Source organism: Borrelia sp. RT5S, assembly GCF_021165755.1.
Taxonomy (GTDB): Bacteria; Spirochaetota; Spirochaetia; order Borreliales; family Borreliaceae; genus Borrelia.
Window position 1 is genome coordinate 1 of record NZ_CP088942.1, and the last position, 13,547, is coordinate 13,547.

General features: G+C 33.8%; 11 protein-coding genes. 5 read left to right on the top strand and 6 right to left on the bottom strand.

Annotated features, from left to right (window positions below; all coding sequences use genetic code 11):
* Positions 1–95 precede the first annotated feature (95 nt).
* Positions 96–725, top strand: a complete 630-nt coding sequence (locus LSO06_RS05360; RefSeq protein ID WP_231761078.1) for a hypothetical protein — start codon at positions 96–98, stop codon at positions 723–725.
* A 975-nt stretch (positions 726–1,700) separates the two neighbouring features.
* Positions 1,701–2,171 (top strand): hypothetical protein, encoded by a 471-nt coding sequence (locus LSO06_RS05365; RefSeq protein WP_231760059.1) that lies wholly within the window; start codon positions 1,701–1,703, stop codon positions 2,169–2,171.
* Positions 2,172–2,373: 202 nt separating this feature from the next.
* Here the strand turns inward: LSO06_RS05365 and LSO06_RS05370 are convergent, their stop codons facing one another.
* Together LSO06_RS05370 and LSO06_RS05375 are read right to left on the bottom strand one after the other, a co-directional pair.
* Entirely contained in the window at positions 2,374–2,985 is a 612-nt protein-coding gene (locus LSO06_RS05370; RefSeq protein ID WP_231760060.1) for a hypothetical protein, read from the bottom strand.
* A 239-nt stretch (positions 2,986–3,224) separates the two neighbouring features.
* Positions 3,225–5,021 carry a hypothetical protein gene (locus tag LSO06_RS05375; RefSeq protein ID WP_231761079.1) on the bottom strand — a complete coding sequence of 599 codons (1,797 nt, stop codon included), beginning with the start codon at positions 5,019–5,021 and terminating at the stop codon, positions 3,225–3,227.
* Positions 5,022–5,118: 97 nt separating this feature from the next.
* Between LSO06_RS05375 and LSO06_RS05380 the strand changes: the two genes are divergently transcribed.
* A complete protein-coding gene (locus LSO06_RS05380; protein WP_231761080.1) occupies positions 5,119–6,123 on the top strand; it encodes a hypothetical protein in 1,005 nt (334 codons plus the stop codon).
* Between the two features lie 93 nt (positions 6,124–6,216).
* Here the strand turns inward: LSO06_RS05380 and LSO06_RS05385 are convergent, their stop codons facing one another.
* On the bottom strand, positions 6,217–6,516 hold the full coding sequence (locus LSO06_RS05385) for a hypothetical protein (RefSeq protein WP_231761081.1): 300 nt from the start codon (positions 6,514–6,516) through the stop codon (positions 6,217–6,219).
* Between the two features lie 506 nt (positions 6,517–7,022).
* Here LSO06_RS05385 and LSO06_RS05390 point away from each other — a divergent pair.
* Together LSO06_RS05390 and LSO06_RS05395 are read left to right on the top strand one after the other, a co-directional pair.
* Positions 7,023–8,378: an NCS2 family permease gene (locus LSO06_RS05390; protein ID WP_231761082.1), complete on the top strand. Its 1,356-nt coding sequence runs from the start codon at positions 7,023–7,025 to the stop codon at positions 8,376–8,378.
* 171 nt (positions 8,379–8,549) lie between these two features.
* On the top strand, positions 8,550–8,813 hold the full coding sequence (locus tag LSO06_RS05395) for a hypothetical protein (protein ID WP_231761083.1): 264 nt from the start codon (positions 8,550–8,552) through the stop codon (positions 8,811–8,813).
* 78 nt (positions 8,814–8,891) lie between these two features.
* Here LSO06_RS05395 and LSO06_RS05400 read toward each other — a convergent pair whose 3' ends face one another.
* The 3 genes from LSO06_RS05400 to LSO06_RS05410 form a co-directional block, all read right to left on the bottom strand.
* Positions 8,892–10,616 carry a hypothetical protein gene (locus tag LSO06_RS05400; protein WP_231761084.1) on the bottom strand — a complete coding sequence of 575 codons (1,725 nt, stop codon included), beginning with the start codon at positions 10,614–10,616 and terminating at the stop codon, positions 8,892–8,894.
* A 439-nt stretch (positions 10,617–11,055) separates the two neighbouring features.
* A complete protein-coding gene (locus LSO06_RS05405; protein ID WP_231761085.1) occupies positions 11,056–12,048 on the bottom strand; it encodes a hypothetical protein in 993 nt (330 codons plus the stop codon).
* Positions 12,049–12,222: 174 nt separating this feature from the next.
* Positions 12,223–13,332, bottom strand: a complete 1,110-nt coding sequence (locus tag LSO06_RS05410) for a hypothetical protein (protein WP_231761086.1) — start codon at positions 13,330–13,332, stop codon at positions 12,223–12,225.
* Between the last annotated feature and the right edge of the window lie 215 nt (positions 13,333–13,547).

Here is a 13,547-nt window from a genome sequence, read left to right on the forward strand (position 1 = left end):
CCAAATATTACTTTAACGCTTAAATTTTATAAACCAAATCATAATTGATATAGTAGCTTTTTTATTGTATAATGATACGGTGAGGGATGTTGGGTATGAACGGGATTTGTGGTTTTGGGTCGGAATGCAAGATTATCTTGAATAAAATCAGAAATATCAGTAGTGTTTTCCCGCTTCTTGTTCTTATTTTTGGGTCTTGCAGGACTTATCAAATAGAATATGATAGATTTGCTCAAGTGTTGTACTCTAAGTATTACCTAGAGACAAAATATTCCACAAGTGGAGTGATTAAATCTTTGATCTCAATAAGATACAACAAACCTAAAAAGGAAAAAGAATACTCAATTTTAGTTAAATCTCAAGCCAGGAGCCCAAGAAAAGCTCAAGTAGACAAGGTAATCACAGATATGCACTTTGAAGCTGTGGGAAAATTAATATCTGAAGATACGAAAAATATCACGAAATATGATGAATCTTACAATCCTTATTTTCCATATGAGTCAACTACCGTTATAGAAAGAAGGGATATTGTGACAGCAATTTCCAAGTTTGTAATTCCAGAAGAAGAGTTTATGAAATTTATTAAAATGAAAAATCAATACGATGAAATGGCCGAGTTTAAAGTGTATACAGCCAGCAGCTATGCGATTGTGAAATTCAGCAAAAGTGAAATTCAAAAATTTTGGAGTGAATTTAATTTAAAGGTAAAAATGATTGCTAACTAAGGATGCAACAAAAATACAAACAAAAGCAAGGATTCCCGTTTCATACTTTTAGTTTATATATCCTCGTTCGGTAATGCCAAACCTTGATATCATTTAAAGCTGTTTAGCCATGTAATTTCCGAGCCAAAAAGCCCAAATTCTTCACAGAAAAGTGGAGGCACTACTTCATTCTTTACACAAAAAAACCCAAATTACAAGCAAAAGAAGCTATTTTTTGTTACACGTTGTTCTAACATAAAATAGAATTCCGCCGTGTGAAAATACTTTTTTAATCCATTATAGGGAGGATATTTTAAATTAAATACTAACCAGATAAAAACTCTCCAAACACAAAAGAGCCCCTGCATTAAACACTAGGTTAAACCTAAAATTCACCTAACAGATAGCATCATATTGCAATAAGTTTTTTTCAATTAACTAAATTAATCTCATGCTTTTAACCAATCTTCTTTAAAGTCAAACCCAACGCCACTTACTTTAAAACTATATGCATACACACCTTCAAAAAAGAAACCCCTTGGGGAAGGGGATTATTTAAAAGAATGTATGGTATGAAGTAAATATTGATAATAAATTCTTTTAATTTTAAAAAAGGAGAATATTTAATATCTAAATTATTAGTTCAATAATTCAATTATTTCCAGTTTTTCTAAATTATTTTACTGTTCTGTTCTTTCTATTCTTAGATGATATGTAAACAATTCTACATTATTTCTATCTAGCATAGGTTATGTAAACAGAAATAGTTAAATATGTTACAATAAAATCGCAGGCTATGAGAGAGCCTATAAATATTTATATCTTTAGGAGCACTTAGTGAGTCATTTTCGTCCTTTGCTTGTGGTTTTATGCGTTCTTTTCTTTCTGATTTTCTTCAATTCTTGTTACGTACCAGGAAAAGTTACAAGGTACTCTACGCCCAATTTCAATGATATAAGTCTAACTGAAATCATAACATTGGGAAAGGGAACGGTTATGCTTAAGGAGTTCAATTTCAACAATAGGTTTCCCTTTTATAAAAGACACGGAATTCCCTATACTCTTCAATTTGTAGCTCCTAGAAATTTCACTCACCTAGTAAGTTCCAAAGATGGCATTAAGAAGATCCATTTAAGAGGCGACACAAGGCTTTTATTTTTACTAGACTCAGGACATACTTTTTCTCTTCCAGCGTCTTCTATTACATCTCTACGCTCCACTATTTCTGAAATTGAATTTATATTTGGAATCAAAAAGTTAGTTACTCAAGTCCAACTAACTACACCTACAGGCATCATATCATATGCTAACCTTTATTACTTTGGTGGTGTTTTATACCTAGATTCTAACGTCTATGATTTTCCTAGCATTTACTTCAGTAAGTACGAAGTAGACAGGTTATCCAGCATACTTAACAAAAGTCGTTATTCTAATCTTTGGTACGATCTTGCGAGGGACTTACATTAAGCCAAGGTTATTGTATTATTCTTTATTTGATATACCTTCTTAAATAGAGGTTATAAAAAAAAGTCCCTACCCCTATATCTTGTTTTGGAGAGGATTAATAGGAGTGTTGGGGACTCTCGATAGAATGATTTCTATCCTACCTATAATGTTATTTTATTTTTTTAATTTTGTAAATATTTTTAAAGATTTTATTTTATAAACTTTAATTACCCGCTTTCTCTATTGCTCTTAAGAGATTCAATTCAGCTTTACTCATTCCAGATTTCCTCAACTTACCCTTTGCTCCTATGCTCATTTCCGGATCAAGTTTCCTATTTGATTCCTGCATTTCTTTAATCTCTATATCGCTAGGCTCATAATCAATCCACTTCCTCTCTATCCAACCTTTCTCCCATTCATAATATCCCTCATTATGGTTATTTCCGCTAATCTCGTCAAAGTGTCTTGAAAGTGCTGATACTACCTTTGCACCATAATAAAGCATCTTCTCAGTTTCTGTATCTGTTATAAATTTATCATAATCATAATTATTACCTGTTTGCATATTTACAATGTCTACTATGAGCTTAAAAGTATTTATGCAATTCATTGCTATATTTCCAAACGGGAGTTCTGGATCGCTTAAAGACTTAATATTAACTTCATATTTATTCTTTAAGCTTCTAGGTATCCTAAAGAAGTCAATAACGTACCCATTAACCCTAGCTTTATAATTTGCTTCATATTCTGCATCTCCAAAAAAAATACCCCCCTTTTTTACGTAATTATCACAAACCAATGCCATAGGGAAGGTTCTCTTATCTACTCGTTTCATCTTTTATCACCTCAAACCTAAATTATTTTCCTCTCTTTATTTCGTGTACATTATTATAATATATATCAAATAAGAATTAATACAATTATCTCCCTTTTATGCTTCCCTTTTGTATACTTTTCAAAAATTCTAGATATGTTTATTGTTTTTTTTATACTTTGTGGTAAACTGTAATCTATCTTTAACCTTTAACCATTTACAAAAAGTCTTGGGAAATGTTGTTTCACATGACTTTTTGTTTATTTTCTCTCACTCGTATCCCTCCGGGACTTAACTTTCCACTTGTCGCTAGATTTGTCTATTAACAACTCACAAGCAATCCAGGGACCTGTAAGTTCATAACGGAAGTAATTTTTAGAATAAAGCATAATAACGGGGTTATTTTCATATAAATACATGTTATAAATTAACGGATAAATGTAATTATATTGCTCTGGTCTTGACTCAAACTCCATAACTGAACTTATTCTTGGGTTCTGCAATATTTTAGTGTTTTTCAGTCTTTCCTTAAGCTCATCAACAAGCACCGTTTGAGGATACACCCCTCTAAAATAGATATTTCTATCCATTTCTACATCATTAAATGTTTTCTTTATAATACTTACAATTTGCCTGAAAAGCGAATCTGCCTGCTTTAAGACAAGAGAATTAATAAGGTCTTGATCCTCCTTAGCTCTCTGTATTTGATTATAAACATCTCGCTTTAAAATATATTCCCTTAGATCAAGTTCATCCTTACTAGTGGGGGTTAGTTTACAAAAATTACAACTCTTAATAAGATCTGTTGTTAAAGAAGTCTGTTCCTCAAGAACCTGATCTAATCTATACTTCTTAATTTCAAATTGAAAATAATCAATTGGCTTGCTATCAAACTTTCTAACATCTAATACTAATACGTTATTGTAAGTTATAGCATAGTCTTTATTTTGGTGTGGGTAAGACTTTTTACCCACAATACATATTTTGGGATTAAACTTACTTAAGTATAGGTTATAAATAGCAGCATAAATGCTAATATAATCCCTATTAACAAATTTTTCATAAGGTATGATTTGTTCATGCTTGGCAATAATCTTAAGTTCTCTAATCTCCCCTTCATTTTCTTTAAATTCTTTCAAATATTCGTCAACTTTGTTTACAAATAAATCTATATTCTTATCAAGAACATTATTAACCAATTCCTTATGGAAAGGACTTTCATCGTATATCTTATCCATTTCATCGTATATTTTATTTTCTAAATAATAAGATTTTGCCTCGTATATGTTATCAATTGACGTTTGTGGATTTAAATGCTCATGACTTATTTCCCAATTCTCTGTACCCCTAGGGGACAAAACCCAGTTACTATGAAACTTGTCAAGAACAAGCTTTAATACTCTTTTGTAAAAAATAGCTTTATCTTGATTTTGATTCTTATATATCCTATTGCCTACAATATAAATAACAGGTTGGTTATTTGAGAGATAAAGATTGTACATAATAGGATAAATATCGTTCTCATTGATAAATTTAGAAAACTTGCTTTTAGAAGGATGCATCTTATCAATTTCAAACTTATCCTTACTATTAAGTTTTGAATTTAACATAATCAAGGGTTCCAATATCCTACTATCTTTCAAATTACGCTCAAGATAGTCTGTTGTTATCTGCTTTTGAGGAGCATTTGAGGGTAAAATGTTTAATTCCTCCCTAATAGTAGGAACTTTTTGAACATATAATCCATACACAATAATTTCATCGCTTAATCCAAATTCTTCTTCTGAAAACTTCTCTGCAAACCCCTTAACTTGGCCAAGAAGCGAATCTGATTGCTTTAAGACAAGAGATTCAATCACAGCCTTAATAGATTTATCATGTCTAATTTCCTGTATTTGCTTATATAATTCATATTTAAGTTTATGATACTTAGCTTCATATAGCTCTTCGCTATCAGAAAAATAATTAGAATCACTAGCCTGTTCTTCTTCTTTAATATCAGGCTTCTTACAAGAAAAAATAGAAATAAAAACAGCTAATACTAAATATATTTTCATATCCTTGCCTTATTGATTTTTATTTTGTAATGCTACCACTATTGTAACATTACAAAATAAATTCTAATATATAAAACATAGGTAACAGAGAATTTTTATGAAAAAGATCCAAATCTTAATACTTTTATGTTTAGTTTTTAAGTTAAATTCTTTAGTAACTACAAAAGATTTAATTACATACAGTCATGCAGAATATGATAAGATAGTCTCGCTAAAGAGCACCCATGATGGTGTTCTTTATCTTATTGATAAGTACGTATATTCTATGCTTGATGAATACTTTAAAAGCGTTGATGAATACTACAACTCTATTGACGCTATTAATCAAGCAACCCATACTTACGAGCAATCTTTATTATCTCTTAACAGCATTAAACTTTCTTTAATGGAAAAGCTTGAAGAGCAGTATAAGCACAAGCTTGATGAAGAGCATGCTGCCTTTCATCAAGCCGAGGAGAAAAAAAATTTAGATCATAAGAATATGATCGATCTTAAAAAGCTTTGTCAAACTTATAAGCTTAATAAAGAGCAATTAAGGGAAAAATTGTTATCTTCCCTTTATCAATTGTTTGACACAAAGAATATTTATGATGAAAATTTTTTAAATGCTACTTCGTCTTGGAATACAATGAATAGTTACAATGACACTCGCATTGAGGATAATGAGGCAAAGGACAATCTTAGAAAAGAATTAGACCAATTGGTTATGGATTTAAATAACATAAATTCACAATTTATGTTATGCGAAGATAAATTGAATAAGGCTTACAAAGCTAATGCAGTTAATTTTAGTACATGGCAGTCATTGCAATACAAAAAAGACATGACTTTTATTGCATTAGAAACTGCTTGGAATGAGCTGGAGAAATCACATGAATCTTGGTCAAAGAAAAAATTTGAAAAGAATAAATCAAATTATTTAAAAGCCGTAACTCAATTTGAGACAATTACTAAGGACAAACACAAGTCGAGCAGTGAAATTTATCACAACTTGATAGCAATCAAGTCAGCCGAAAAAGAATACTTTGAATTAAATCTAGGAGTATTGGCTAGAGAAAGCCTAATTAAGGGCATAAAACTTAAATTAATGGAATACAAGTAAGTAGCAGCACTATTTAAAGTCCCGCCCAAATCGACAACGTAAGAGTCCGCACTAACCACAAAAGCAATCAAACACACCCCTAAAGCACACTCCCTATTCCTCAATCTTGCCTTTAAAACATATGTTTATGGTCTGATCTTCATTACGGATAATTCTTAAAACACCCCTCTCATCTTCAATTTCTGAGATACCCCCAAACATATCCAAATCCAAACTACTCATCTGAGAAATAGTATTCTCCCTCTGTAAATCTCCATCCCCCAACAACTCCCTAAGGCACTCCCTCTGCACATCATATATGTCCATATAAACCTCACTAATATTGATACAATCAAATAAAGCACTTCGAACACCAGACGGCTCACAATCCTTATCCACAATCTCACCCTTCAAAATGTCTCCTGCTATGAAGTCCTAACACCTCAAATTAAAACGATAAACTCAACCTGTAACAACTATTATAATACAGTTAGACTGGGAATGCAAAATGCTTTAAAAGCATAGACTGCCTTAAGTTACACAAATTCTTTACTACATTTTATACATCTTAATTGCTTATCTTAAATATAAATAACTCGATTATTAGCTTAATTTAAAAATTAACCAAAAATCTTTCAAGGTAGCTAAAAATTTTTAAACACAATACCACTCTAGAGCTATGAGTTTTCTACTAGAGAAGTTGTTTAATATTATTTAATAACATTAAACAACTTCTCTAGTGTATTAGTGTAGAAAAATGGCAAAGGTGTCAAATTTATCCAGATGTATTGCTTGTGGAGATAAGTTTGGTTAAAATTGCATTATGGCTTTGTACTATTTGTCTTTAATAATAAGTTAGCTTATTGGTGGCTTGTTTAGAAAATTAAAACACAGTTTATTTGAGGTTAAAGGAGGAGAGGGTGTTTGCTGTAAGAGAAACGTTACTTTTTCAATTCAAAAATAATACTATCAATTATAAACAGGAAATATATGCTGGTATTACTACTTTTTTAAGTATGGCATACATAATAGCCGTAAATCCGTCTATCCTTGCGAATACGGGCATGCCCATAGGAGCTTTAGTCACTGCAACTTGTCTTGTATCTGCATTCTCCACAATCCTTATGGGACTCTATACAAATACACCCCTAGCCCTCTCTTGCGGGATGGGTCTTAACGCTTTTTTTGCATTCTCTGTAGTAATAGGGATGAATATTCCTTGGCAAGTGGCACTTTCTGCTGTCTTTGTTGAAGGTATTATTTTTATTTTTCTATCTCTAACGAAAATAAAAGAGAGTATCATAAATTTAATCCCTATGAATTTAAAATATGCCATATCGGTGGGTACGGGACTATTTATAACTTTTATTGGACTTACAAATAGCGGAATTATTATTAAAGATGACGTAACACTAGTTGGCCTTGGGCCATTTAATAACATAAACGTTTGTATTACATTCACGGGACTATTTTTAATAATCTTTCTAGAATACAAAAAGATAAGAGGAAATATCTTATGGTCAATTATCATAACGACATCAATAACTTGGATTTATGGCCTCCTTTACGCAGAAGCTGCCTCAGCTTCTGGAATAAACCTACCAGATGGTGTTTTAAGATATGAATCTATTAGCCCCATATTTAATAAGTTAGATTTTTCTTACATGACGGGAGATAAGATATGGAGCTTTATTTTTATAGTACTAGTTTTGTTGTTTAATGATCTATTTGATACTGTTGGCACCATGATAGGAGTAGCTAGGGAAGGAAACATGCTAGATGAGAAAGGTAACATTCCTAATGCAGGAAAGATACTATTAGTTGATGCTATTGCTACTACAGCCGGAGCTGTTCTGGGTGTATCTACCGTTACGACTTATGTTGAAAGTTCTACTGGCATTGCTGAGGGCGGGAAAACGGGATTTACATCTGTTGTAACAGGCGTACTTTTTCTAGTATCAATTCTCTTTGCTCCTTTATTTGTTGCCATCCCAGCAAGTGCAACAGCCCCTGCCCTAATTTATGTGGGATTTTTAATGTTTAAAGGAATTAAAAATATTGACCTATCAAATACAGTGGAAACTATTCCTAGCTTTTTAACAATACTCTTGATTCCATTAAGTTATAGCATAGGTTCTGGACTTAGCATTGGAATAGCATCTTATGTGGTAATAAGCATAATATATGGCTTAATATCAGGGGAGGTGCCTAAAATATCCTTCTTAACGATCTTACTAGCCTCCATTTTCATCATAAAATTATTTTTCTACCCCTAAAATCAACATCAAGCCAAGCTACTGCTCCCAGGAGAGAGTAGTTTGGTAGATACAATAGCTAAAATAAGCCCATTATACACAAAAAAAGCATTTGTTATTCAATTTCTTTACATTTAATAACAAATGCTTTAAATTTAGTGTAAAAGACTAGTCCGTGTTGTGTTTTTGTTTATGAAGAAGTTTTCAAGCGACGATGTTTTAGAAGAATTGATGTTTCGTAATGTTAATGCCGACATTATGAATTATATCATGGATACTATGAACATGAACGGCACTATTGTAAAGGGGCTTGAGTCTATTTATGCTCAACAGAGCTCTTTGCTTACAAAGGTAGACAACATGGAAAAGCATATGAGTAAACAAAGGTGTATCACTGTGAAAAAGACCACGGGAAATAAAAAAGATACTATCATTGAAGACCTAATAGATTGTTAGAATATATCTTGTAACAAGGTATTACAAGGCCATAAGAAGCGTAGACTCTCTTATGCCTTGTACCCAATTGATTTCTTATTATTTTAAACCTTTGTATGCAGCATCCAACTCATCAATAGCCCTAGACAGCTCTCCGCCCTTCCTGCCATACAACCTGCTGGCTATCCTTTTGGCTTGATCTAAATTCCCCTTATTTTTAAGAAATACACCACTAACAGCCCAAGCAATGGTACTAATGTCTGTTTTATTAATCGCAGCACAAGCCCTTGCAACCTCAGCAAATTTTTGAGCTGCTTGGGCAAACTGCCCAGAAGATAGCGTAGAAGCTACAGCAGCAAAGGATTCAACATAAGCCACAATAGCACTATTTATGGCACTAATATAAGCATTGGAAGCCTCTATGGCATGAGAAGCTCTCTCAGACGCTAAAGCGGCCCCCACAGCTTCACTAAGTCTACTAATAGCAATAGTTAAACCCTGATGCTTATGATCCTTTATGATGTTTCCTAATCGCTTCAAGGAATCATACAAACCCCTATCATTCAATTTATCAAGTCCCCTTCTTATCTCGCTAGTATAACTACCATTATTATCTTTAGAATAAGTTCTAATTATATTAGAAGCTCCAATGTAGTCATTATAAACATGCCTTAACATATTCTCATATTCTTCAACCTGACTAACTAAAATATTAAATTTACTCTTAACATCCTCTTGTGTTAATCCCCTATCCAAACTCTTATTAACAACACCAAGGTCAGGATGTCTATGTTCCTTTTCCCTGTTCGCATTATGCCTCATTTCATCACTATGCTGCATTCTACGTTGAGGCACTCTACTCTCGCTAGCTACCCCATTTGTAACTGAGCTACTACCATTTTGAGTCTCTTGAGCTAGTTTATCTTTACTAGATGCACTGCCTGCTCCAGTGTTGCTACTTGAAGTTACATTACTAACTTGTACATCTCTAACACTACTACCTGCTCCTCCCGAATTAGCACCACCACCTTGAGCTAGTTTATCTTTACCAACTACACTGTCTGCTCCACTATTGCTACTTGAAGCTACACTAATGCCTTGATTCCCTTTAACAACACCCACTCTGTCAGTTATAACACTGCTTTGGGAATCTTTAACATCGCCTTGTGCTGTCTTGTCTTCATTACCTGTGCTGCCATTTCTAGCATTGCCACTTGAAGCCACACTACTACTTTGGAGCCCTTGGCCACCACCTGTGCTGTCAATGTTTTTTTGAGATCCCTGATCACTGCCTTGAACTAGTTTGTCTGCACCTCCTGAAACTCCTGTTCCAGAATTACTGCCTTGCAATAATTTATCATTGCCACCTACAGCACCAAGTCCAGTACTACTATTTGAAGCTACACTACTTTGGGAACTTTGGGATTCTTGACCACTACCTGTGCTTCCAGCACTAGCGTTACCATCCTGAGCATCGCCTAGAGCCAGTTTATCTTTATCATTAGTTTCAACATCACCCTGAGCCAGCTTATCTTTATCATCTACAATGCCTGTTTTGGTATTGCTACTTGAATCTGCTACGTCACTGCTCTGAATACCTTGAACCTCGCCTTGAGCTAGTTTGTCTTTATCATTAGTTTCAACATCACCAACCTGGAATTCAAAACCATCTTTCAATAACTTATCTTTATCTTCTACGTTACTAAATCCGTTGATATTTAAACCCGCTCTTCCTCGCTTTCTGTCAATTTCCCCCCAAAACTTGCATGATACAATAAAAGTCGAAAGCAAAAACATTAAAACAAAAATATTACCTTTACTCATATCTTCTCCTCAATTTACTTATCAATTTGTCAAATGTATTAAGTACATTATAGTACCAAAATTAAAACATAACTAATATTAACATACATTGTGTTATTATAATAACATGTTAATTATTAACCTGGTATAATTTAATACTTAAAACTATTAAATTATACCATTTACAAAATGAAACAGTATAAACAAGAGATAGACTGCGTTTATAGCAAAGAAATAGAAATCATTATGACTCTTATTTCTTTGCTGTTCTACACGTTGCAAGGCTATATAACACAAAGCAGAAAACTCTTTAAGCTGTCTAGGCAAACTAGCTAGACAACGAAGCAGACACCTGAACATGGAGTCAGGTTATGTACTAACAAAAGTTAAAAGGAATAAGAATTTCCTAGAAAGCCCTTATTCCTCTATAATTAAAATTACTTATATTATTTTACTCTAATTATTCATTATCATCATCTTCCTTATCTTCTTCTTCAACGGGCACAGCCTCCCTGTAAACACTCTCTAATTTATCAATAGCTGCAATAAATTCTGCGCCCTCTTTTCCCGTCTTAACAAAGCTTTTCAATCTCTCAAGGTCTTCCTTAGAAACTATAATATCAATAGCATAAATAATAATGGTAAATTCATCACCTTCATTTGCACCAGCATACTTCCTAGCGGCTCTGGCAAACTCACCAACGGCTTCCTTAAATTGACTAGAAGACATACCAGAGACCAGAGAAGTAAATGCATCAGCGTAGGCCAAACAAGCCATCTCCATGGTCTTAAGGATAGCACCCTCAACAGCCCTAACCTTTCTTAAATGCTCCAAATTTCTAGTCTTCCTCTCATCACTCACTTTTTTAGCCAATGAAAGATCATGCTTTTCTATTCGAGCATCAGCTTCTTTAGCTGCTTTTAAAACCCTTTCATACTCGGAAATCGCACCGTTTAAACTTCCAGAATCATGACCACTTGCTTGCTTTAACAAACTTGAAAGCTTTTGAAAATCTTTTTTAAGATCACTCTTCTCTAACTCCTCAAGCACCTTACTACGAGCATCGGAAGGAACCGTGCCGAAACATGCAGCATCATAATCTAAACAATTAGCATAATTCATAATAGATCCAGAAAACTTTAGATACTTGTTATGAATAACCACCGATAAATCCAATACGTACGGCTCGGTCTTTTCAATAAAATCCTTAACTCTTTTAGAGTCTTCTACAGTTAATCTAGTAATCGGTTTCACTTCGCCAGCATCATCACCAACAGTTTCAGTTTTACCGCCTTCATCGACTGCACCACCACCCACAACGCTTCCACCCCTAGTACTAGTCTTATTTAAAGACACATCAGCTTGACTTGCATCCCTACCTTTCCAAAATTCACAAGACACAACAAACACTGACATCAAAAGCACCAAAGTACAGACACCACTCCTATTCATATCCTCTCCTTGCGTATCATATATACATCAAATGCGCACAGAATACTAACAATACAATAATCATTTACTGAAAATTTGGAAAAACATGGATAACAGCCGTCTGTTAATAAAAGGCAAGGAACAAGAAATCCCTAAAGACTCTTATCCCTCTACTTACTAAATTTTATTTAAGTATTACTTTTTAACATTTGGTACAGCATCTGGCCTGGATGCCTTATAAGCACTCTCTAGCTTCTCAATAGCAGCAACAAATTCCTTTCCCCCCGGTCCATACTCGGCATAACTCTTTTGAGAATTAAGATTTTTATCATTAACCATAACAGAAATAACTTCAGTAATAATGGTAAATCGAGCATCTTTAGCCACACCAGCATATTCCCTTGCAGCTTCAGTAAATTCTTTAACAGCTTCCTTAAATTGATTAGAAGACACGCCAGCAACCGAATGAGCAAATGCATTAGCATAGTCCAAGCTAGCTTGCCTCATGGCATCAAGAGTAGCCTCTTCAGTAGCACTTACCTTTCTGAGGTATCCTATGTTTCTACTTCTTGTCTCACCATCTGCCTTATTAAAATCAAAATAGTCATCTTGTTTCTCTATTTTAGTATTAGCATCTTGAGCTTCTTTTAAAACCTCTTCATACTTAGCAATTGCTTTAGTCAAATCTTTAGGCTCATAACCATTTGCGTCCCTTAGCATATTTGCAAGATTCTTAAACTTCTCTTCAAACTTATTATCAACTAGCTTAGTAAGCCCTTCTTTACGCTCATCGGAAGGCCCCTTAGTAAAACAACTAGAACGATAATCTGAACAACCAGAATAAGTCCCAATCTTACCATAAGGCACAGCATACGCATTACTAATAGTGTATGATAAATCCCCAGGATATGTTTTAGTATTTTTAATAAAATCCTTAAGCTTCCCCATATCATCTTCAGTTAGCTTGGTATTAAGGTTTTCTACCACAGCTCCCTTACCACCAGCTTGATTACCAATCATGCCACCATTTCCGAGGTTGTTTCCTCCATCTGCGTTACCGCCCACAGGATTAACACCTCCAGCCAACTCCGCACCCGCATTATCCAAAGGATTAACACCCCCAGACACTTCTGCGCCCGCATTACTATCTAAAAGCTTCACGCCTCCAGCAAAGTCAACTCTACCCACATCAACATTCGCCTCAGCATCTCCTTTAGCTTTCTTTGCACCAAAGCCTCCCCAAAATTCACATGACATAACAAATATCGACATTAAAATTAAAACACACATACTAATTTTATTCATTCTTCTCTCCTAATTTCGCATATTATAATGCGTAGTTCATGGTACACCAAATATGTTCGTAACATTATAATATAATACTCATTATATTTCAATATATAATACACATTTCCTTAAGAATTTTTGTACAAAGACCTGTGGGTTTTAATTGTAAAATAAGAATCTTTAAGGACTTCTAGGATGTGCTTTTGCAGTCTTTACTTAAGCAAAGTCTTCTC